Source organism: Dactylosporangium sp. NPDC048998 (genome assembly GCF_043197855.1).
GTDB lineage: Bacteria > Actinomycetota > Actinomycetes > Mycobacteriales > Micromonosporaceae > Dactylosporangium.
In genome coordinates this window covers 266584-286922 of record NZ_JBICTV010000009.1, presented here as the reverse complement: position 1 = coordinate 286922, position 20339 = coordinate 266584, and the positions used below count along the sequence as shown (strand labels likewise).

The following is a 20339-nucleotide window of genomic DNA, read 5'->3' as shown; positions in this document are numbered from 1 at the left end:
TCTCGCCAACCCTGTCAAACCAAGAATTTTCATGGCTCGGGTCCGCGCAACACACGACCGTTCCTCCCGCGAGACAAGAGGTCCGCGGTGCCAAGAGCAAGACCCGCTCAGGTCGACGTCGGTTGCGGGCAGGTCGACGGCGGGCAGCTCGGCGACGCGCTGGACGACGCCTTCGGCTCGCTGCCCACGGTGAGGGTCACCGTGCCGCTCTTCGCGACCTGCTTCTGCGCCTTCGGGTCCTGTCCGAGCACGTGCCCGACCTGGTCCGGGTCGTCGGTCGCCCGCTGCTGGGTCTTGATCGTCCCGGTGAAGCCGCTGTCGCGCAGCTTGTCCTTGGCATAGTCGACGTACAGCCCGGTGAGCTCGGGCATCGTGATCGTCTCGGTGTGCCCCGCCGTAGTCGGCGGCGCCTGGGTCGTCTCGGTCGTCGTGGTGGTGGTCGTGTCGCCCCCGACCTGCCCGGCGCCCCCGCCGGTCGTGCTCTCCCCCGCACCCGTCGCCGCGTCCGGCGGCGGCGTCTGGCTGGTGACCTTCGGCTTGTCGTGGAACTGGACCAGGTAGACCGTGGTCCCGGCGCCCGCGACCGCGAGCAGCGCGATGACGACCAGCAGCGCGTTGAGCCAGTTCCCCCGCCCGCGCCGCCCCTCGCCCGCCCCGGCGGCGACCGGCGCGGCCGCCGGACTGTGCGGCCGGACCGAGCCGTAGGACCGCCCGGCGGCCGCCTCGTCGTACACGGGAATGACCCGACTCGCCGGCCCCGGCGACACCGGCGCGGAGGCCACGAACGGCGACACCACCGGCGGCGGCACATACCGAGGCACCGAGGGCGGCGGCCCGACCGGCGGCGGCGTGACGGTCGGGAACTGCCCGGTCTGGTACAGCGTCCCCCGCCCCCGCTCACCCCCGGCCACCCCAGGCGCCCCAGCCACCCCAGGCGCCCCAGACCCAGGCGCGGCCGGCACTGCGGATCCCGGCCCCACGGGCGAACCGCCAAACCCACCAGCCGGCGGCGAAGCAACCGGCCCCGGCACAGACGGCCCGGCAAACCCACCCGGCGGCGGGGAACCGGCAAACCCGGCCGGCGGCGACGAAACCGGCCCCGGCACAGATGCCCCGCCGAACCCGGCGGGCGGCGACGAAACGGACCCGGGCGCGGGCTGCCCGCTGACGGGCACGGCGCTCACGGGCCATACCGGCCCCGAGTCGCTCACCGGCTGCCCGCTGAAGGGCTGCGCACTCCCCGGACCCGCACTGACCTGACCTGCATGCATCGGACCCGCGCTGACCGGACCTGCACCTACCGGACCTGCGCCGGCCGGATTCGCACCTGCCAGGCCCGCGCCGGCCGGGCTCGCGTTTCCGGCCGCGACCGGGTCCGGGGCCGGCGTCGAGGGGGTGGCGACGGGCGTCGAAGGCGGCGCGGCGGACGGAGCCGGGCCCGGCGCGCCGGCGATCGAGGCGTACGGGGCGGCGGCCGCCGCGGCCGCGGGCCACAGCGGGCCGTCGCCGGCGCCGGAACCGGACGGCGCGGCCGAGAGCGACAGCAGGCACCCCTCCGCCACGACGATCTCCGGCTGCTCGGTGATCGTCGGCGCGATGCCGAGCGCTCGGTGCAGCATCGTCGCCACCAGCGGGATGCGGCTGCCGCCGCCGACCAGCAGGACGCCGGCGACGTCGTCCGGGGCGACGCCGGCCTGGCGGATCAGCGCGGCCGTGGTGAAGACCGTGCGCTCGAGCAGCGGCTTGGCCGCGGCCTCGAACTCATCCCGCGTCAGCTGCGCGTCGACGTTGAGCGGCGGCGGCATCTGCAGCACCACCGCCGGGGCCCGGGAGAGCATCTCCTTGGCCACCCGGGCGTCGTGCCACAGCATCCGCCGGTGCCGCAGCGACTCGGGATCCTGCGCATCGGCGAGCCGGGTCCACAGCTGCGGGTCGACGGGCGAGTACCGCTCGCCGAGCCACCGCACGATCGTCGCGTCGATGTCGAGGCCACCGACGTCGGTGAGCCCGTCGAACGCGACCGCCTCGAAGCCGGCCGGCCGGCGCACGACCACGCTCGCGTCGAACGTGCCGGCGCCCAGGTCGTACACGACGAGTGCCTTGCCGGTCGGCACCTGCTGGCCGAGGACGGCGGTGAAGGCGTGCGCGGCGGCGACCGGCTCGGGCACGAGCAGCGCGGCGCCGAGCCCGGCCCGGCGGGCGGCCTCGCCGAGCACGGCGCGTCGGGCCGTGCCCCACCCGGCCGGGTGGGCCAGGGCCACGGCGAAGTCGTCGGACCCGGCGACCCGCCGGGCCTCCGCGAACACGAACCGCAGCACCGCCGCGATCAGGTCGGTGACCGCCACCTCGCGGGCGCCGAGCAGGATGGCCTGCTCGTCGATGTGCTGCTTCGGGTTGGGCTCCAGCCCCGCGGGATCGAACCGCGCGTGATGCAGCGCGTCACCGCCGACGATGAGGTCACCCAGGACCGCGCCCGCACCACCGGCACCGCCAACGCCACCCACACCGCCAGCGCCGCCCGCGGCGTCCGGGGCGGCCAGGGCGCCCGGGGCGCCGGACACGGGGCCGCCCGCCGGGGTCGCGGGCGAGGCCGGACCCGGCTTGGTCGGGGCGAAGACGGCGGACGGGAGCAACGGGTTGGCATCGAACAGCAGCGGCCTGACCCGGCCGTCGGGCCAGCGGATCAGGGCCACCGTGTTCGATGTACCGAAGTCGATCCCGAGCCCGAAGGCCGGTGACATGGCCTCATCGTAGTTCGGCCGGGCTCGCCCCTACGATCGCGTTTCGGACCGTAGCGGCCGCAGCCCGGACAGTTCCCGGTACGCCTCGAGGAGCACGGCGGTCGCCGGCGGCATGTCACCCCGCGGCGGCGCCGGGCTGAGGTAGCTGAGAGATCGGAGGCAGCGCGGACAGTTCGCGGTACGCGGCCAGCACCGCCGTGGTCCGCTCGGCCAGCTGCGCGACGCTCTCCTCGCCGGCCGGCTCCGGGTCTCCGGCGGCGGCCAGCTCGGCGCGCCGCAGGGCGCCGCGGGCCCGCTCGGCCCGGTGCGCGAGGAACGCGTGCTCCCCGCAGACCTCGGCGAGCCGCCGGATCGCGCCGACCCGCGCGGCGATCTGTTCGGACAGCTCGGTGCTGCGGGCCGTGACCTCCTCGGCGCGGGCGGCGATCTCGGCCCGCAGCGGTGCGTCGAGCGGCAGCCCCATGGTCGCCCCCCGCAGGTCATTCAGCGCGCGGTCCAGCTCCGCGCGGCGCAAGAGCAGCACGGCCAGCCGGTACAGGGCCCGCTCGAGCGTGGGCCGGACGTCGGCGGGGTCGGCCATCGCGCCCAGGGCCGGCCAGGCCTTGCGGATGATCCCGGCCGACCGCTCGGCCTCCCGCCACGTCGGGAGCGCCCGCTCGGGCACGCCGACGCGGCCGTGCCGCGGGCCGAGCACGAGCGGGGCGATGGTGCGCAGGCCGATGCCGAGCACGAACAGCGCCATGGTGGACACGACGGCCTGGATCGGCGCGACGGGCCACAGCGCCAGGGCGACCGGCGGGATCAGCCACCACCAGCGCAGCAGCCGCCCGGCGGCGGGCGCGTCCGGGTCGGTGACCAGGACCGGTCGCCGGGCCTTCGAGTTGTGCCTTCCCACGCACCGATCATGCCGTACCGAGGCCAGGATTGACTTTTAGTTAAGTTTCTTTATCGTTATCCCTCAATAGACCCTGTCCTTCTCAGGAGGCAGTGATGACATCCCGACTCCGGCTCGCCCTGGCCGCCGCGGCGGTCCTGGCAACCGCCGGCGGCATCGCGGCGATCGCCACGCCGGCCCAGGCCGCCGGTTCGCTCACCGCCACGCTCAGCTACGACTCCGACTGGGGCACCGGCTACCAGGCGAAGTACACGATCACGAACGGGACGGCCGCCACCGTCACCTCGTGGAAGGTCGAGTTCGACCTGCCGTCCGGCACGACGCTCGGCACCTACTGGGACGCCCTGATGAGCCAGAGCGGCACGCACGTCACCGCGACCAACCGGGACTACAACGGCGCCATCGCCGCCGGCGCCTCGACGACCTTCGGGTTCGTGGCGTCCGGCTCCGGCAAGCCCGCCAACTGCAAGCTCAACGGCGGCTCCTGCGCCGGCGTCGCCGACACCCAGGCCCCGACGACCCCGTCGAACCTGCAGGTCACCGGCACGACCTCCAGCAGCGTGAGCCTCTCCTGGGGCGCCTCGACGGACAACGTCGGGGTCGTCGCCTACGACATCTACCGCGGCGGCACCCTCGCGACGTCGGTGACCGGCACCAGCGGCACCGTGTCCGGCCTTTCCGCGTCCACGGCCTACACCTTCACGGTGAAGGCCCGCGACGCCGCCGGCAACTCCTCCGGCGCGAGCAACCAGGTCAGCGCGACCACCCAGGCCGGCGGCGGGGGCGGCGGAGGCGGGGGCGGGACCACGCTCGCGGTCGCGCCGTACGTCGACATGGGCGCCTGGCCCACGCCGACCCTCACCGACATGGCCACCGGCGGCAATCTCAAGAACTTCACGCTTGCGTTCGTCAACAGCGCCGGCTGCAAGGCCTCGTGGTTCAACGCGTACGACCCGCGCAGCGCGTGGGCGAAGGACCAGATCGACGCGATCCGCGCCCGCGGCGGCGACGTGAAGATCTCCTTCGGCGGCGCGAGCGGCATCGAGCTCGCCCAGGCCTGCTCCACGGCGGCCGCGGTCGAGGCCGAGTACCAGGCGGTCGTCGACGCGTACAGCCTGAAGTACATCGACCTGGACATCGAGGGGGCCGCGGTCGCCGACCCGACCACGATCGCCCGCCGCTCGCAGGCCCTGGCCCTGCTGCAGTCCGCCCGCCCCAACGTGAAGATCTCGCTCACCCTGCCGGTCCTGCCCGAGGGCCTGACCAGCGACGGGCTCAACGTGGTCCGCTCGGCGCGCGACGCCGGGGTCAACCTCGACCTCGTCAACGTCATGGCGATGGACTACCAGCGCCCCAGCGGCGACTACGGCAACTTCGCGGTGCAGGCCGCCCAGTCGACGTTCACCCAGCTGAAGGGCCTGTACCCGGCCAAGACCGACGCCCAGGTCTGGCGGATGCTCGGCGTCACCCCGATGCTGGGCAAGAACGACGACGGCGGCACGTACACCCAGGCCCACGCCCGCCAGCTGGTCTCCTTCGCGCAGACCAACCACCTGGGCATGCTGTCCTTCTGGGAGGAGACCCGCGACCGCAACGCCTGCAACGGCGCGCTGTACATGTGCACCAACATCGCGCAGTCGCCGTACGAGTTCTCGAAGATCTTCGCCGCCTACACCGGCTGACCGGCAAACGCGAGGCGGCGCCCGGCCGTGGGCCGGGCGCCGCCTCCGTTGGGGCCGAAGTCGGGCCGGCCGCCCGGCTTCGACGGTGCGGCTCTCTGAACGGACCGGGACACCCCGCGGACACGGGCCCGGCCGGGCGTCGGGAGAATGGCCGCAAATGACCCCGTTGCTCACCGCCGACGTGTTCGGCTGGACCGTGCGCCACGAGCGCTGGCGCCGCGCCCGCGCGCTGCTCGTGGTGGTCGCCTCGATCGCGGTCCTGTCCCTGCACGTCGCGTTCGACCCGCCGATCGAGTGCAGCGACGCCGCCCCGTGCGGCCCGGACGCGCTCAACGCCGTGCTCCTCGGCCTCGTCGTGACCCTGCCCGCGGTCGCGTTCCTGTCGCTGCCGGTCACCGCGTGGCTGGCCGCCGGGTTCTTCGCCGCCGACGTGGTGTGGCAGTTCGCGCACCCGGCACTCGCCTCGCCGGCGTGGCTCACCGGCGTCGACGCGGGCCTCGCGGTGCTGGCGTTCGTGGCCGCCCGGCTCGCGCCGCCGGGGCTGGGCAGCGGCGCGGAGATGTGGGCGGCCACCACGTCGCACCGCACGCCGCCGGCGCCTCGGGTCCTGCCGCGCTACGGGCTGGGGTGGCGGCTGCTCACCGTACTGCTGCTGCTCGGGGCTCTTGCGGTGACCACCGCGGCGCTGGTGTCGCAGTCCCGCGCCGACGCCCGGCTGGACGGCGCGCGGCGGGTCACGGCGGAGGTCACCGGCCACCCGGACGACTCCTCCCTCGAGGTGCGGCTGCCCGACGCCGGGCCCGCGCGGATCACCGTGTCCGACGCGAACGAGCACCCGGTCGGCAGCCACGTCGCGGTGCTCGTCTCCGGGGACGGGCTCTACCAGCTGGTCAGCGAGCCCTACGACACCAGTGGCTGGCTGAGCCTCGCCGTGCTGCTGGCCGGGCTCGCCGCGGCCTGCCTGGCCCGGGCGCGGGAGCGCGGCGTGGCCGCGCGGGCGCTGTTCGCGGGCGAGCAGCCGGCGACCGAGGTGTACGTCTGGGCGCTCGGCGGCCGCGTCGCCGTCTACGCCACCGACGCCCGCCCGGGCGAGCCGGCGCTCGTGGAGTTCTTCGCGCTGACCCGCAACGGCTCGGAGGACATCCGCCCGGGCGTGCTCTTCGGCGTCCCCGCCCAGCGCCACTGGTGCGCGGTGGCGGTCGACGGCGAGCTCATGGTGCCGCGCGGCCCGGCGCGCAGCGGCCGGTTCGCCCCGATCTTCGGCGGCCCGGCCGGCGGCGACACCGACCTCGCCGCCGTGCCCGACGCGGCCCGGCTGCCGCTGCGGCCCGAGGAGATCATGGCGCTGCACCCCGAGGACGTCTCGGCCGACCCGGAGACGGTGCACACGCACCGGCACAACCGGTTCTCCGGCTACGCCGCGGTCGTCGCCTCCTCGTGGCCGTTCCTGCTCGTGCTGTCGCGGCTGCTGCCGGCCCTGCCGTACTGGGCCGCGGTCGCCATCACCGCCCCCGTCACCGCGATCGCCTGCGTGTCGGGCTGGCGGATGTTCCTGCGCCCGCGCGTGAGCTGGAACGGCGCCGGGCTCAGCATCGTCGGCGGCATCGGCGCGCGGCTGCTGGTCTGGTCGGAGGTGCACGCGGTCCGCGCGGACCGTCACGGCGGGGTCACCGTCGAGACCGACGGGGACGGCGCCGGCCTGGTCGTCACCGCGCGCAACGAGCATTCATGGCTGCCCCGCGCCCTCTCCGGCGACGAGCGCACGGGCGCGCAGCTGGCCGGGGCGCTGCGCCTGGCCGCGGAGCGGGCGGCCGCCCGGGCGCGGGACCGCGTCCGCGACGTGGTGTCCCTCCCGCCCGCGCCGGTGCCGCCGGTCGCACCTGCCGCGCTGTACGCGGCCTGGCTCGTCGAGACGCTCGTCTACGCCCTGGTGTTCCGGCTCTAGCCCCGGCGCGGGGTCAGGCGTCCATCGACCGGCCGCCCCACTGCTCGGGGGCCACGTCGGCCAGGGTCTCGGAGAACGTCCAGCGGTGGCCGGCGAGGTCCTCGGCGTGGTACTGCCGCTCGCCGTACTCGAAGTCGGTCGGCTCCATGAGGATGCGCGCGCCGTGCGCCCGGGCCCGCTCACAGTGCGCCCGCGCGTCGTCGACGCGCACCAGCACCGAGTGCGTGACGCCGCCACCGGCGGGCGCGGCACGCTCGCTGCCGGTGTCGGCGACGATCAGCGCGCCCTCGCCGAAGCGCAGCTGGGCGCGGTGGTCCTCGCCGATGCGCACGCGCTCGGCGAACCCGAACGCCGCCTCCAGCCACGCCACCGCCGCGCGCACGTCGGGGTATGTCAGGACCGGGACCACCTGGGCGGCGGGGATGCTGCGATTGGCCTTCACCAGGCCGATTCAACCACCTGTTCAACCACATGGCCCGCGAACCGGACCCCGAACTCGCGCCTCTTCACAGCGCGGCGGCGAAGACCAGGACCTCCAGCTCGCCGGTGCCGTAGCCGCGGGTGCGCTTCTCCAGCGTCAGGCCGGCCTTCTGCGCCACCCGCTGCGAGGCGACGTTGTCCGGGTGGATGATCGCGATGACGCGCCGCACGCCCAAGGCGTCGCGCGCGTGGTCGCGGCACGCCACGGCCGCCTCGGTGGCCAGCCCGGCGCGCTGGAGCCCGGGCGCGACGTGGTAGCCGAGCTCGACCTCGTCGACGCCGTCCACTCGCTGGATCGTCAGCCCGCAGTCGCCCGCGAACGCCCCGCCCTCGCGCAGGTGCATGATCCACAGCCCGAAGCCGTCGTCGCGGTACCGGCGGCGGTTGTGCCCGATCCACCCGAGCGCCTCCTCGCGGGTCTTCGGCCGCGGGTAGTACCGCATCACCCCAGGGTCGCCGAGCAGCGCCGCGAGGTCGTCCAGATCGTCGTCGCGCATCTCCCGCAGCACCAGCCGGGGCGTCGTCAGCACCGTCACCAGCCGAATGTAGCGGATAGCTCCATATTGACAACTATCAGTACTTCAGGTGTGCTGTGCGACGGTCCCGCATTCGCCACGCAGGAGGTCCCGTTGCGCAAGCTCGCCGTCGCCGCCCTCGCCGCGCTGTGCACCACCGGCGCCGCACTCGCCGTCACCACCCCCGCGCACGCCGCCGATCCGGCCTGCACCAGCACGATCCGGATCGCGTCGATGACCTGGTCGCCGCCCCAGGTCACGGCCGGGCAGGGCAGCACCCTGACGCTCGTCGCGCAGAACTGCACCAGCACATCGCAGCAGGTCTCGCTGTTCACCTACGGCCGGTTCCTCGGCGCCGGCCAAGGCATCCCGCCCGGGTGCCCCGTCATCGACCCGCTCCCGCCGCGCCAGATCACGATCGCGGCCGGTGCAACGTACAAGGCGACGTCCGGCTACGGCACGCTGGCCACCTGCACCGCCACCCGGCTCCAGGTCACCGCGCAGCTCAGCATCGGCGGCACGACGGTGGCCTCCGGCTCGGCCGATCTGGCCATCGTGCCGGTCTCGCCCCAGCCGGCTGCGCGGTGACGCGACGTCACTCGATGTAGAGGTTGACCACGGCGCTGATCGGCAGGGCCAGCATCACGAGGAGGAACGCGAGCAGCGCCGCGGCGCCCTTCTGCTGCTGGGCGTGGATCGTCTTGAGCGTGCAGTCGCCGGTGAGCACGAACCAGTCGATGACGTACCGTGCCGCGTACAGCCCGACGTAGGCGATGCCGAGGGCCGCGCCGAAGCCGCGCAGGCTGTCCGGCCAGGTGGTGAAGTCCCCGGCGATGGCGCCGTACAGGACGAGCCCGACGGCGGTGAGCACGCCGGCGGACTCCAGGCCCTCGGTCACGCCGCCGGCGGCGACCGCGCTGCGCAGGTTGCCGTAGGACACGAGGCTGTGCAGGTAGAACGCGATCACCAGGCCGGCAACGCCGGCGGCGGTGAAGGCGAGCGTGGACAGCAGCGCGGTGCGCAGGTTCGGGGCCTGCCCGATGAACGTGGCCCGCACGACCAGCGCCAGCCCGAGGTAGAAGCCGAGCCGGACCAGGCCGACCGAGAGCGGTTCGCCGTTGAGCTTGTCGAGGGGGGTGGGGCGGGTGCGCAGGATCATCGAGTCGGTGATCCAGAACCCGAGGATCGCCAGGAGCGTGGCCCACACGATGCCACCGCCGACCCAGGCAAGCGAGTTGTAGCTGGTCAGGTCGTGCCCGACCAGGCTGGACACGCCGATCACCTGCACGGCCACGAAGCCGAGCCGCTGGAGCAGGTATCCCCAGTTGGACCGCTGCCACAGCTCGTAGTGGTCGTCGAACGACGTGAGTGCGTTCAGCAGCCACCAGCCGCCGCCCACACTGACGACCACGATGAGCACCTGGAGCACCGCGATCAGGGCGGCGGTACCGTTCATGCCGTCACTCCGTTTTTCTCAGCCGTTGTGGCTTCTCAGGCGTTTGCGGCTTCTCAGCCGTTGTGGTCGATGGTGTGCGGGACGAAGTGGCTCAGGTTGTCGGTGATGAGCCCGGCGCTCTCGCGGATGCCGAGGCCGGCCGGCTCGCCGTCGATCATCCAGACCCCGAGCACCGGATGCCATTCGCCGCCCCGCTGGTCGGGGAAGGCGGGCAGCGGCGCGAACGCCTGGCACACGAACGGGCCGCCGTAGTCGCCGGGGGCGCTGGTCACGGTGACGCCGTCGACGACGATGGACACGTTGGCGCCCTCGCGGCCCAGCAGCGGCTTGCGCACGTAGGACGTCATCCACTCCGGGCGCTCGGACTCGAAGTACGCCGGCAGGAGCAGGTCGCGCTTCTCGGGGTCGTCGCCGTAGAGGTGCCACAGGACCGGCAGCAGGCCCTTGTTGCTCCAGAGCATCTTGTAGGGCGGCTCGATCCAGACGGTGGAGTCGCGGCGCGGGTCGCTCATGTCGCGGAAGCACTGCTTGCCGAACTGCTCCTGGACCATCCACTCCCAGGGGTACAGCTTGAAGATGACGTCGATGTGCTGCCCGTCGGGGTCGTAGAAGCGGTCGCCCGCCGCGACGTCGCCGGCCCCGATCTCGTCCATCCAGAGGAACTTGGTGCGGTACCCCAGGGGGCCCAGCGCCTGGCGGGCCGTCTCCATGAGGTACTCGGTGTTGAACAGGTCCTCGCCGCTGTCCTCTTCCCGGTCGCAGGCGAAGTGGATCGTCATCGGGTCGAGCAGGTGCGTGCGGGCCTGGCGCAGCCGCGTGATGTTGCGCCGCCACGCCTCGACCAGCATCTCGTGGATAGCGTTCCACTGGTCCTTGCCCTGGCCGGTCTGCTGGTGCCAGTACCACTGGGAAACCGCCGACTCGGGGAGCGCCGTTGGCGTGTCGGCGTTGAACTCCAGCAGCTGTGGCCGGCCCGCGTACTCGCCGGCGTAGCGCAGGTCGAAGCGGCCGTAGACGCTCGGCGAGAAGTCGCCCTTGGACCGCCCGCCGGGCTCGGTCTCGTCGTCCCACCAGGTGCGCTTGATCTGTTCCCAGGCGAGCTCGGGGATGCCGAGCAACTGGAACATGTTGTGGTCGACGACGAAGTCGCCGGCCGCGATGCACATCTCGAACAGGGTCGCGGCACCCGCGGCCAGCGAGTCGATCTCGGCCGACGTGAAGTCGTAGAACGGCCCCTCCCGCCAGTACGACATGGTGCCGCCGTCCGGGGTCGGGGTGTCGTTGTAGACGATCCCCTGCGTGGCGAGCTGCTCGCGCCAGTCGGGCCGGACGACGCCATCGGCGATCCGGCGCACGTCAGCCGCCCGAGCTTCCGTGGCTGCTGCTGCCGAAGCCGCCGGAGGTGACGTGCCCGTTGCTCACGTGCCCGGTCGCGGGCAGGCCCGCGTTCGACCGGCCGATCGAGTCGGTCGACGAGACCCGGCTGCCGCCGCTGAGCCGGTAGCCGGGCGAGCGCCCGCGGCCGTAGCTGCCGGTGTAGTAGTAGTAACCGGGCCTGCCCTCGTCGCAGCGGGCATCGGGCACGACCACGCCGTTCTGGTCCGCGCAGTAGGTCTGCTGCTGGCGGCCGCACGCGGCCAGGCCGCCGGTCGTGGCCAGCGCCGCCAGCGCGAGGTAGCTTCGGCCCAGCGGCACCGAAGTCGATCGCCTCATCGTCTGCTCCCTCAGGTGTGCCCATGCACAGTAATTGACCTTCGCAACCGAGGCGATCGGACGGGCAAGTCTGCGACACTGTCGGCTATCGCGCAAGACCCCCCGATACCACGCCCCGGGGCTCCCTCGGCCACCGCAGGTGGGCGCCCTCTTAGGCTGGGCGCATGGTTCGTGCCGGCCTCTCCCGCGCGCAGGTGTGCGCCGCCGCGCTGGAGCTCGCCGACGAGGTGGGCATCGCGCAGCTGACGATGACGGCGCTGGCGCGGCGGCTCGGCGTCGCGATCCCGAGCCTGTACGAGCACGTCCGCAACATGGCCGACCTCCTCGACGCGGCCGCCGGCCGGGCCACGAACGAGATCGCCGACCGCCTCGACGCCGCGCTGCGGGGCCGGACCCGCCACGCCGCCCTGGAGGCGTACGCCGGCACCCTGCGCGCCTGGGCCACCGCCCACCCCGGCCGGTACGCCGCCACGAAGCGCCCGCTGAGCGACCCCGAAGGCGCCGCGTCCCAGGCCCGCATCGTCGCCGGCTGCGCGACGCTGCTGCGCGGATACGCCCTGGAGGGCACCCTCGGCGTCGACGCCGTCCGGTTCGTGCACAGCGCGGTGCACGGCTTCATCGACATCGAGACCGACGGCGGCTTCCACGCCGCCCGAAACCTCGACGTCAGCTGGGCCGCGGCCCTGGCCGCCATCGACCGCGCGCTGACGACGTGGCCGAGGCCGGCCGAATGACCGCCCGCTACCGGGCCGCGGCGGTCACTTGACCGAACAGACCACCCGCACGTCCCGCTCCTCCCCCGCGGCGACGGTCACCGCCAGCGGCTCGCAGAGCGCATCGCCGCTGCGCGCCTCGAGCCGGTACGCCCCCGCCGCCAGCACGAACCGGAACCGCTCCCCGTCGCCCAACCGCTGCCGGGCCACCTCACCGCCGCCGCGCCGCACGACCACGGTCCCCGGCCGGCCGACCGGCTCGTCCGCCGCTCCGCTCGACCCCGCCATGGGTGGCGGCCCTCCGGAGTACACGATCATGCCCGTCACGACCCCGGTCGGACCGCCGCCGTCGCCCGGCCCGCGGCCGCACGCCCCCGCCCCGGCCAGCACCGGCAACGCCAGCGCCAGCGCCGCTCCCACAGCGAGGCGCCGCGCGCGCTGGGGCCCTTCGTCAGTCACGATTCCGGCCCCGCTCCCCGTGCGACTCGGCCAGGATTCGCGTCAGTGCACCCCGAATCGCCTCGACCGTCTCGGCGCCGATGGCACCCGCCCATTCCCGCTCGAGTTCGAGGTGGATCTCCTCCACCGCGACCAGCAGGTCGCGCCCCAGCGGCGTGAGCGTCACGGTCTTCACCCGCCCGTCCTCCGCCAGCGCACCGCGCTCGACGAACCCGCGCTGCTCCAACTGGTCGAGCGCCTTCGACGCCGCCTGCTTCGACACCCGCATGAGCTGTGCGAGCCGGCTACCGGTGGTCGGCCCGCCCCGCGCGGCCAGCAGCACGTATCCGGCGGACGGCGGAATGTCCCGCCATCCCCGGCGCGCCAGCCGCTCGTGCGACTGCTCGACAAGCAGACGGCCGGCCATGGCGACGAGCTGGGCGAGCGGCGCGGAATCGGCGACGGCAGACACGCACGGACCATACCGTCACGAGGCGGCCGAGGCATGACCCTCAGGCCTCAGGGAAGTCGACCCGCATCACCGCCCGTCGGGGCGTCGGCCGGCTCACCTCCGAAAACCCCGCTTCGGCGAAGATGCTGTGACTCCCCACGTACAGCTCGCCGACCCAGGCGAAGTCCTCCCCGGCGACGGTGTCAGCCGCCGGAACGGTCTCGGCGATCCTGACGCGTCCGCACGGTCAGCAGGCCCGCGAGGTCGACGTCGGTCGAGCGGCCGCCGTAGCCGGACTCGAAGATCAATCGGGCGCCGAGCACGGCGCTCCAGAAGGTCCGCACCTCGACCGACGCCGGGCGGTCGACGGCCCAGTCGCGCCGGTCGAGCAGGGTGACCAGGTAGTGCTCGGCCTGCCGGAACAGGACCGCGAGGTAGGTCTGCGCCACCGGCTGCAGCTCGGGCCGGACGCGCGCGATGGACATCGCCTGGATCGCGGCCGGCACCGCGGGCAGCGCCAGCGCGGTGCGCGCCAGTGCCGTCCGGAACGCGCCGGGGGTGCGCCGCCGAAGCCCGACCGACTCGAGCCGGCGCGCCTCGCGCAGCAGCGTCGAGAGGGCCGCGTGGACGAACAGGCCGTCCTTGGAGCCGAAGTAGTAGGTGATCTGGTGCGGATACGCCTGTGCCGCGCGCGCGATCGCGGCCACGCTCACCGCCGAGTGTCCCTGCGCGGCGAAGAGGTCGGCGGCGCACTCCAGGATGCGCGCCCGGGTGCGCCGGCCGCGGGCCCGGGCCGGTTCGCTGATGGACATTCGATATTTGTATGCGATACAAGTATCTGGAGGCAATCGACCGAGGAGGGACACGGTGAGCACTCCGGACGTGGTCGTCACAGGCATGGGCGCGCTGACCCCGATCGGCGGCGACGTGGACTCGCTGTGGGAGGGGATCCTGCAGGGCCGCTCGGGCGTGCGCCGCATCGACGACCTGCTGCCCGAGGGCAAGCACCTCGACGAGCTGGCGGTGCGGATCGGTGCCCCGATGGCGGTCTCGCCGGACACGCTGCTGACCCGCGTTCAGGCGCGCCGCATGGACAGGTGCCAGCAGGCGGCCCTCGTCGCCGCCCGGCAGGCGTGGCACGACGCCGGCGCTCCCGAGGTGGAGCCCGATCGGCTGGCGGTGGTGATCGGCACGGGCATCGGCGGCCTCGGCACGCTGCTGGCCCAGGACGACCTGCTGGAGGAGCGCGGGCCGGGGAAGGTGTCCCCGCTGACCGTGCCGATGCTGATGCCCAACGGGCCGGCCGCGTGGGTGAGCATCGAGTTCGGGGCCCGCGCGGGTGTCTACACGCCCGTCTCCGCCTGCGCTTCGGGGGCCGAGGCGCTGGCGCTCGCGGCCCGGCTGATCCGCCTGGGCGAGGCCGACGTCGTGATCGCCGGAGGGGCGGAGGCCGCGATCGCGCCGCTGACCCTGGCGGGGTTCGCGCAGGCGCGCACGCTGTCCAAGCGCAACGACGCGCCGGAGCGCGCGTCGCGCCCGTTCGACGCCGACCGCGACGGGTTCGTCCTCGGCGAGGGGGCGGGGGTGGTGATCCTCGAGCGGGCCGACCACGCGGCGGCCCGCGGTGCGCGGGCCATCGGCCGTCTCGCCGGGATCGGCATCACCGCGGACGCGCACCACATCACCGGCCCGGACCCGACCGGCGACGGCCAGGTCCGGGCGATCCGGCGGGCCGTGGCGGACGCCGGCCTGCAACCGGCCGACGTCGACCACGTCAACTGCCACGCCACCTCCACCGTGGTCGGCGACGTGGGTGAGGCTCAGGCCATTCAGCTCGCGCTGGGCGACCACCCGGTGCTCACCGCGCCGAAGTCGAGCCTCGGCCACCTCGTGGGCGCGGCCGGCGCGGTCGAGAGCATCCTGACCCTGCTGTCGCTGGCCGGCGGTGTCATCCCGGCGACCCTCAACCTCGAGACGAAGGCGCCGGAGGTCGCCCTGGACGTCGTCGCCGGCCGGCCCCGCAAGCTGGAGATGGCCGCGGCGATCTGCAACTCGTTCGGCTTCGGCGGGCTGAACGTGTCGCTGCTGTTCACCAGGGCGTGACCGGACGCGACCCGCGCCTCGCCGCGCTCGTCACGCCACCATCCGCTGCTCGGCCAGCTCGGCCAGCCGCACGGTGCACAGGCCGCCGCGCTCGGACGTCACGTCGGTCACCTTCAGCTGCGTGCCGGGGGCGAGGATGAACTCCTCCTCGCCGGTGAACGCGGAGAAGCTGCGGATCCCGACCGCCCGCACGGGCTGCACCTCGAAGAGCGTCCGCTTGCCCCGGCTGCCGAGGAACGCCTTGGCCACGCTGAGCTTCGACGTGCACGAGGAGACGCCCCACCACGTCACGGTCTGGCCGAGCGGATACTGCGCGCGCAGATCCAGCGACACCCCGCGCCACAGCGACTCGGTGCGGGCGGGCAGCCGCGACACGGCCGAGAACAGCAGCCTCAGGTAGGGCAGGTACGGAACGATCCGGCCGCGGTCCGGGCTGCGCAGGGTGGCGTTGATCTGGCGGTAGAACGCCGACTCACAGGTGTACAGATAAAGCGCCGCGACCTCGTCGGAGGTGAGGCCGCCGGACGAGCCGCCGTCCGCCTGGCGCCGGCCGAACTCGTTCGACGTCTCCACCTGCCAGTCGAGGCCCGACAGCAGCTTGGCCGCCGGGGCGATCGCCTCGCGGAAGTCCATGAGCGGGGTGTCGAAGACGCCGGTGATCGCCGGAAGGGCGAGGCCCTCGTCCTTGACGCTGGCGAGGCGCTCGAGGTAGAGCTTGTGCAGCTCCATCGTGGAGGCGATGAACGCCCCCATGCGCTCCGCACCGTCCCGCGCGCCGTGCTCGTTCCAGCCCCTGCTGGGCAGCCAGTCGATCTCGTCGGCCGCGAGGGTCCGCAGGGCCGCGTTCACGGTCGCGAAGTGGTCCCCGTCGCAGAAGATGTCGCCCTGCGCGGCCGGGTTCGGGTGGTCGATGTGGCGAACCTCGACCGCGGGATACTTCTTCTGCAGCCGCAGCACGACGTTCTTGAGGTTGCGGGCGTGCACGCCCCACCACGCGAACACGACGCCCCGGTCCTGCTCGTCGGCGTCCTGCTTGGCCTTCAGGATCTCCTCGACGAGCCGCTCCACCACCGGCCGCCAGAAGGCGGTGTGCTGATCGGTGGCCATGGCGCCGTCGCCGCTGGCCGTGAGCGAGGCGTTGAGCAGCAGTACACCCTGGGTCAGCATCGCCTGGAACCACTCCGGCGGCTGCACGGTGTCGTGCTGCTTGAGCAGGGCGCGGATGTCGGCGATCGGGGTCTTCTTCGCGATGCCGTACTTCCACATCGCCGCCGCCTTGATGATGCAGCGGATGCTGACGACCCTGCCGAACTGGCTGTCCGCCCAGTCGTGGAAGGTGTTGTCGAACATCGCGATGCCGGTCGCGCTCTCGGGCCGCGGATACGGGTTCTGCCCGAAGACGACGACCTTCCATTTGTGCGGCGGGTTGGGCTTGAGCGCCTGGAAGGTCAGCTCGCGGACGGGGACGACCTGCGGGCTGCGCCCTGGGCCGATGAACGTGGCCGCGGCCGGCTGCGCCTCGATGACCGGCTTGAGCAGCGGCAGCCACGGTTCGCCGCCGCCCTTGAACAGCTCGGCGAGGGCCAGCGGATCGTCCGGATCGAAGGCCGCCGTCGCTTCGTCGTCGCTCATCGTGTGCTCCCCGCTTTCCACTGTGGACATAGCCCGCACGAGGCTCGGCGCACGGTAACACCGACCCGACGCGCTCGGGTATCTTCGTGGCCCATGACCGTCAAGCAGGAACAGTCGCCGCTACGGGTCGTGCTGAGCGACGTCAACGCAAAGGTGGTACAGGCCTGGATGTCGGCGTTCGCCGACACCCCCGAGGTCGAGATCGTCAAGGGCTCGATCCTCAACCAGCACGTCGATGCCTGGGTCAGCCCCACCAACTCCCACGGGAGCATGGACGGCGGCGTCGACGCCGTCATCAAGCGCCACCTCGGCGCCGGCATCCAGCTGCGCGTGCAGCGCGCGATCCGCGACGAGTTCGGGGACTCCCTGCCGATCGGGAGCGCCGTGTGCGTACCGTCCGGGGCGGCCAACCCGAAGTTCCTGATCTCGACGCCGACGATGGAGCAGTCCGTACAGAACGTGCGCGAGACGCTGAACGTGGCCCTGGCCTGCGCGGCCGCGTTCCAGGCCATCCACATGCGCAACGACCGCGAGCCCGGCAGCATCGCGTCGGTGGCGCTGGTCGGCATGGGCGCAGCGACGGGCAAGGTCCCCCCGCAGGTGTGCGCCAACCTGATGTGGGCCGGCTACACCCTGTTCCACGACTGCACCTTCAGCGACTACGAGGAACTGCGCGCCACCGTCCGCGAGCAGCTCGACGACATCGAGACCCGCCCGGCGACCGAACGGGTCCGCATCGCGCCGCCGACGCAGCGCACCAGGCGCGGCTAGAGCCCCCGCGCCCCGGACGACGTTCCGGGCGATTTCCGGAACACCGGCCGACGCCGATGATCCCTTACATCTAGGTTCACCGGTCGCAGGGCGGCAACCTGCGAAAATTACCGGCGCCGCCGGGCGGCATTGACCCTGCCCGATTCTCTCCTGAAGGCTGGAACCCGACATTCGTGATCGCCGATCACGGATGTCGCTTCCGGCCCGCCCCAACCGGAACTTTCTGTCATCCTTCCGGAAGGAGAGCCCAGGTGACCATCAGCTCGGGCCGCTCAACGATCCGTTTGACGGTCGTCGCGCTAGCGGTCGCGGCGACGTTCGCGGGCGTTGGAGCGGTCACGGTACTGACGAGAAGCTCGACGGCGGAGGCCGCCGTCACCGCCGGCGTCGAGGACGAGGGTGCCGACTGCGCGGTGCCCGGCCTGCCCGACGCCGGCTCGTTGCCGGCCAACGCCAAGCTTCCCGATCCCTTCAAGAAGATCGACGGCACGCGCATCGCCGCCAAGTCCGACTGGCGCTGCCGGCGGGAAGAGGTCAAGAAGCAGGCGGAGAAGTACGTGTACGGCGAGAAGCCCGGAAAGCCGCAGAGCGTCACGGGCACGGTCTCGAGGACCGGCATCACGGTGAACGTGACGCACAACGGCAAGAGCTCGAGCTTCTCGGCGAGCGTCGACCTGCCGAGCGGCACCGGCCCCTTCCCGGCCGTCGTCGTCCTGGGCGGGTTCGGCGCGGACACGGCCACGATCAAGGCCGCGGGCGCCGCCGTCATCAACTACGACCCGTACGCGGTCGGCAAAGAGGGCACGCCACGCACCAACAAGCAGGGCGCGTTCTACAGCATCTACGGCTCGACGAGCAGCACAGGGCTGCTCATGGCCTGGGCCTGGGGCGTCAGCCGGATCATCGACGTCATCGAGCAGTCGGGCGGCAGCATTCTCAAGGCGGACGCGACCGGCGTCACGGGATGCTCCCGGTTCGGCAAGGGCGCCTTCGTGGTCGGCGCGTTCGACCAGCGCATCGCCCTGACCATGCCGATCGAGTCCGGCAGCGCCGGCGTTCCCATCTTCCGCGGGATTCCCGGGGAGGGCGCGCAGAGCCTGAGCAGCGCGTACACCGAACAGCCGTGGCTCGGCGACGCATTCGGCTCCTTCACGGGCAGCCCCACGAAACTGCCGGTGGACACGCACGAAACGGTGGCCATGGTCGCGCCGCGGGGCCTGTTCATCATGGACAACCCGCACATCGTCAACCTGGGCCCGAAGTCCGCGAGCGTGGCGGCCCTGGGCGGCGCCGAGGTCTACAAGGCGCTCGGCGCCGGGGACAACATCACCTACTGGTCCGACATCCAGGACGGCACCCATTGCGCCAACCGGCCCGAATGGCGCGACCCCCTGCAGAAGAACATCAAGAAGTTCCTGCTGAAGACCGGCAACGATCCCGGCACGATCCGGATCTCGAGCCGCGCGGCCGGCAACCTGGCCGACTGGCGGGACTGGCAGACCCCGACCCTGACCGACGGCCCGTCCACGCCGCCGAGCACCCCGCCGTCGACCCCGCCCAGCACCCCGCCGAGCACTCCGCCGTCGACCCCGCCGTCCACGCCGCCCAGCACTCCGCCGGCGGGTAACGGCTGCTCGGCGACGGTGTCCATCAACCAGTGGACGGGCGGCTTCGTCGCGACGATCCGGGTCACCGCCGGCTCGTCACCGATCAACGGCTGGACGGTCTCCACGACCCTGCAGCCGGACGCCACCATCACCAACGCGTGGAACGCCAACTCCACCGGCAGCTCCGGCGCGGTCCAGTTCACCAACGTCAGCTACAACGGCTCCGTGGCCGCCGGCCAGTGGACCGAGTTCGGCTTCCAGGCCACGGGAACGGGCACCGGAATGACGGCAGCCTGCTCTGCCAGGTAGCACCGTAGGGATCAGAGGGCCTGGTGCGCGCGTCCGCACCAGGCCCTCTGGCAGGTATGTGTGACGGTACGCGGTGGTCAAACGCTCCTTGTCTTCGTGAACCGACACAAACCTGGGGAGGACGGACGTTGAGTAATGTCACCAACACCCGGCCGGAACACAGTGCCCGGCCACACGCCGAAGGCGACCGGCCCGCGCCGGCGCCCGGAAATCGGTAGGTGCCCGGCATGCGGCACATTCGAACCCTGATCGCGGCGATCGTCGTCGCCCCGCTGGCCTGGGTCCTGCTGGCGCTCGGACAAGTCCGTTCCGCCGACGCGTTCCCCGACACCGCTTTACAGCCAAGCGATTTTGTACGGCCGGTGCTCCTGCTCGCCGCGGCCGGTCTGCTGCTGGGCGTCCTCGGTACGCTCCGCCTCTCCCCGCTGGGAGCGATGGTGATCGGCATCGGCTACACGCTGAGCTACGCGATGTTGCTGGTCGCCCCGTCGCGGACGATGAGCCTGTTCAGCGACGACCTTTGGGTGGCGGGCCGGCACCTCGACCTGGCCGCACCGATACGCACCGGCACCACGATGGTGCTGGGCGTGCTGCTGCTGGTCGGGGCCTTCAGCGTGCAGCGGTGGCGGCGCTGGCCGCGCCCCGCCGGCGCGGCGGCCGAGCCGACGGAGGCATCGGACCGCCCGCTGGGCACCGAGGGCCTCGGCCTGACCCTTCCGTACCGTGACGCCGAACCCGAAGAGCCCACCAAGTACGCCACGACCCCGGCGTCCCACGACGCCGACACATGGCCCGACCCGGCCAACGAGTTGCCCAAACGCATCAGCACCTCGGCAGGCAGGACCCCGTACGGCCGGTAACCCCCGCAAACGGCCGACGTGGCCGGCA

The 20339-nt window shown here is 72.8% G+C and carries 19 protein-coding genes; 8 read left to right on the top strand and 11 right to left on the bottom strand.

What is annotated here, in order from left to right:
• Positions 1 to 107 precede the first annotated feature (107 nt).
• The gene (locus ACGFI8_RS23090; protein WP_392807763.1) at positions 108 to 2741 is read right to left on the bottom strand and encodes an Hsp70 family protein; all 2634 of its coding nucleotides are present in this window, start codon (positions 2739 to 2741) and stop codon (positions 108 to 110) included.
• Positions 2742 to 2856: 115 nt separating this feature from the next.
• A complete protein-coding gene (locus tag ACGFI8_RS23085; RefSeq protein ID WP_392807762.1) occupies positions 2857 to 3636 on the bottom strand; it encodes a hypothetical protein in 780 nt (259 codons plus the stop codon).
• 95 nt (positions 3637 to 3731) lie between these two features.
• Between ACGFI8_RS23085 and ACGFI8_RS23080 the strand changes: the two genes are divergently transcribed.
• Together ACGFI8_RS23080 and ACGFI8_RS23075 are read left to right on the top strand one after the other, a co-directional pair.
• Entirely contained in the window at positions 3732 to 5318 is a 1587-nt protein-coding gene (locus ACGFI8_RS23080; protein WP_392807761.1) for a cellulose binding domain-containing protein, read from the top strand.
• A 157-nt stretch (positions 5319 to 5475) separates the two neighbouring features.
• Positions 5476 to 7263 carry a hypothetical protein gene (locus tag ACGFI8_RS23075; RefSeq protein WP_392807759.1) on the top strand — a complete coding sequence of 596 codons (1788 nt, stop codon included), beginning with the start codon at positions 5476 to 5478 and terminating at the stop codon, positions 7261 to 7263.
• A 13-nt stretch (positions 7264 to 7276) separates the two neighbouring features.
• Here the strand turns inward: ACGFI8_RS23075 and ACGFI8_RS23070 are convergent, their stop codons facing one another.
• Complete coding sequence (locus tag ACGFI8_RS23070; RefSeq protein WP_392807758.1) at positions 7277 to 7705, bottom strand: VOC family protein; 429 nt, start codon at positions 7703 to 7705, stop codon at positions 7277 to 7279.
• A 64-nt stretch (positions 7706 to 7769) separates the two neighbouring features.
• Entirely contained in the window at positions 7770 to 8279 is a 510-nt protein-coding gene (locus ACGFI8_RS23065) for a GNAT family N-acetyltransferase (RefSeq protein ID WP_392807756.1), read from the bottom strand.
• Between the two features lie 93 nt (positions 8280 to 8372).
• Between ACGFI8_RS23065 and ACGFI8_RS23060 the strand changes: the two genes are divergently transcribed.
• The gene (locus ACGFI8_RS23060) at positions 8373 to 8846 is read left to right on the top strand and encodes a hypothetical protein (RefSeq protein ID WP_392807754.1); all 474 of its coding nucleotides are present in this window, start codon (positions 8373 to 8375) and stop codon (positions 8844 to 8846) included.
• A gap of 7 nt (positions 8847 to 8853) precedes the next feature.
• On the opposite strand, the gene ACGFI8_RS23055 is transcribed toward ACGFI8_RS23060, so the two are convergent.
• From ACGFI8_RS23055 to ACGFI8_RS23045, 3 genes are read right to left on the bottom strand one after another with little or no spacing between them, the layout of a single operon-like run.
• Positions 8854 to 9714 carry a hypothetical protein gene (locus ACGFI8_RS23055; protein WP_392807753.1) on the bottom strand — a complete coding sequence of 287 codons (861 nt, stop codon included), beginning with the start codon at positions 9712 to 9714 and terminating at the stop codon, positions 8854 to 8856.
• A 53-nt stretch (positions 9715 to 9767) separates the two neighbouring features.
• Positions 9768 to 11069, bottom strand: a complete 1302-nt coding sequence (locus ACGFI8_RS23050) for a glutathionylspermidine synthase family protein (RefSeq protein ID WP_392807752.1) — start codon at positions 11067 to 11069, stop codon at positions 9768 to 9770.
• 1 nt (position 11070) lies between these two features.
• On the bottom strand, positions 11071 to 11427 hold the full coding sequence (locus ACGFI8_RS23045; protein ID WP_392807749.1) for a hypothetical protein: 357 nt from the start codon (positions 11425 to 11427) through the stop codon (positions 11071 to 11073).
• Between the two features lie 164 nt (positions 11428 to 11591).
• Here ACGFI8_RS23045 and ACGFI8_RS23040 point away from each other — a divergent pair, with 164 nt between their 5' ends.
• Positions 11592 to 12161, top strand: coding sequence for a TetR/AcrR family transcriptional regulator (locus ACGFI8_RS23040; RefSeq protein ID WP_392807748.1), 570 nt, complete (start codon positions 11592 to 11594; stop codon positions 12159 to 12161).
• 24 nt (positions 12162 to 12185) lie between these two features.
• Here ACGFI8_RS23040 and ACGFI8_RS23035 read toward each other — a convergent pair whose 3' ends face one another.
• From ACGFI8_RS23035 to ACGFI8_RS23025, 3 genes are all read right to left on the bottom strand, one after another.
• Entirely contained in the window at positions 12186 to 12599 is a 414-nt protein-coding gene (locus tag ACGFI8_RS23035) for a hypothetical protein (protein WP_392807747.1), read from the bottom strand.
• The gene (locus tag ACGFI8_RS23030) at positions 12592 to 13050 is read right to left on the bottom strand and encodes a MarR family winged helix-turn-helix transcriptional regulator (RefSeq protein WP_392807745.1); all 459 of its coding nucleotides are present in this window, start codon (positions 13048 to 13050) and stop codon (positions 12592 to 12594) included. Before ACGFI8_RS23030 ends, ACGFI8_RS23035 begins: the two co-directional genes overlap by 8 nt.
• A gap of 182 nt (positions 13051 to 13232) precedes the next feature.
• Entirely contained in the window at positions 13233 to 13841 is a 609-nt protein-coding gene (locus ACGFI8_RS23025; RefSeq protein WP_392807743.1) for a TetR/AcrR family transcriptional regulator C-terminal domain-containing protein, read from the bottom strand.
• A gap of 55 nt (positions 13842 to 13896) precedes the next feature.
• Here ACGFI8_RS23025 and ACGFI8_RS23020 point away from each other — a divergent pair, with 55 nt between their 5' ends.
• Entirely contained in the window at positions 13897 to 15132 is a 1236-nt protein-coding gene (locus ACGFI8_RS23020) for a beta-ketoacyl-[acyl-carrier-protein] synthase family protein (protein ID WP_392807742.1), read from the top strand.
• Positions 15133 to 15162: 30 nt separating this feature from the next.
• Here the strand turns inward: ACGFI8_RS23020 and ACGFI8_RS23015 are convergent, their stop codons facing one another.
• Positions 15163 to 16764, bottom strand: a complete 1602-nt coding sequence (locus ACGFI8_RS23015) for an ADP-ribosyltransferase domain-containing protein (RefSeq protein ID WP_392807740.1) — start codon at positions 16762 to 16764, stop codon at positions 15163 to 15165.
• 93 nt (positions 16765 to 16857) lie between these two features.
• On the opposite strand from ACGFI8_RS23015, the gene ACGFI8_RS23010 reads away from it, so the two are divergent.
• The 3 genes from ACGFI8_RS23010 (at position 16858) to ACGFI8_RS23000 (ending at position 20311) form a co-directional block, all read left to right on the top strand.
• Positions 16858 to 17535 (top strand): macro domain-containing protein, encoded by a 678-nt coding sequence (locus tag ACGFI8_RS23010; protein ID WP_392807738.1) that lies wholly within the window; start codon positions 16858 to 16860, stop codon positions 17533 to 17535.
• Positions 17536 to 17786: 251 nt separating this feature from the next.
• Positions 17787 to 19451, top strand: coding sequence for a cellulose binding domain-containing protein (locus ACGFI8_RS23005; protein WP_392807736.1), 1665 nt, complete (start codon positions 17787 to 17789; stop codon positions 19449 to 19451).
• A 227-nt stretch (positions 19452 to 19678) separates the two neighbouring features.
• Complete coding sequence (locus ACGFI8_RS23000; protein WP_392807735.1) at positions 19679 to 20311, top strand: hypothetical protein; 633 nt, start codon at positions 19679 to 19681, stop codon at positions 20309 to 20311.
• Positions 20312 to 20339 lie beyond the last annotated feature (28 nt).

What these genes read in the sequence shown, in the direction of transcription:
- ACGFI8_RS23090 (WP_392807763.1), bottom strand. Translation starts at nt 2,741, where the DNA reads ATGTCACCGGCCTTCGGGCTCGGGATCGACTTCGGTACATCGAACACG.
- ACGFI8_RS23080 (WP_392807761.1), top strand. Translation starts at nt 3,732, where the DNA reads ATGACATCCCGACTCCGGCTCGCCCTGGCCGCCGCGGCGGTCCTGGCA.
- ACGFI8_RS23075 (WP_392807759.1), top strand. Translation starts at nt 5,476, where the DNA reads ATGACCCCGTTGCTCACCGCCGACGTGTTCGGCTGGACCGTGCGCCAC.
- ACGFI8_RS23055 (WP_392807753.1), bottom strand. Translation starts at nt 9,714, where the DNA reads ATGAACGGTACCGCCGCCCTGATCGCGGTGCTCCAGGTGCTCATCGTG.
- ACGFI8_RS23045 (WP_392807749.1), bottom strand. Translation starts at nt 11,427, where the DNA reads ATGAGGCGATCGACTTCGGTGCCGCTGGGCCGAAGCTACCTCGCGCTG.
- ACGFI8_RS23040 (WP_392807748.1), top strand. Translation starts at nt 11,592, where the DNA reads ATGGTTCGTGCCGGCCTCTCCCGCGCGCAGGTGTGCGCCGCCGCGCTG.
- ACGFI8_RS23025 (WP_392807743.1), bottom strand. Translation starts at nt 13,841, where the DNA reads ATGTCCATCAGCGAACCGGCCCGGGCCCGCGGCCGGCGCACCCGGGCG.
- ACGFI8_RS23015 (WP_392807740.1), bottom strand. Translation starts at nt 16,764, where the DNA reads ATGAGCGACGACGAAGCGACGGCGGCCTTCGATCCGGACGATCCGCTG.
- ACGFI8_RS23010 (WP_392807738.1), top strand. Translation starts at nt 16,858, where the DNA reads ATGACCGTCAAGCAGGAACAGTCGCCGCTACGGGTCGTGCTGAGCGAC.
- ACGFI8_RS23000 (WP_392807735.1), top strand. Translation starts at nt 19,679, where the DNA reads ATGCGGCACATTCGAACCCTGATCGCGGCGATCGTCGTCGCCCCGCTG.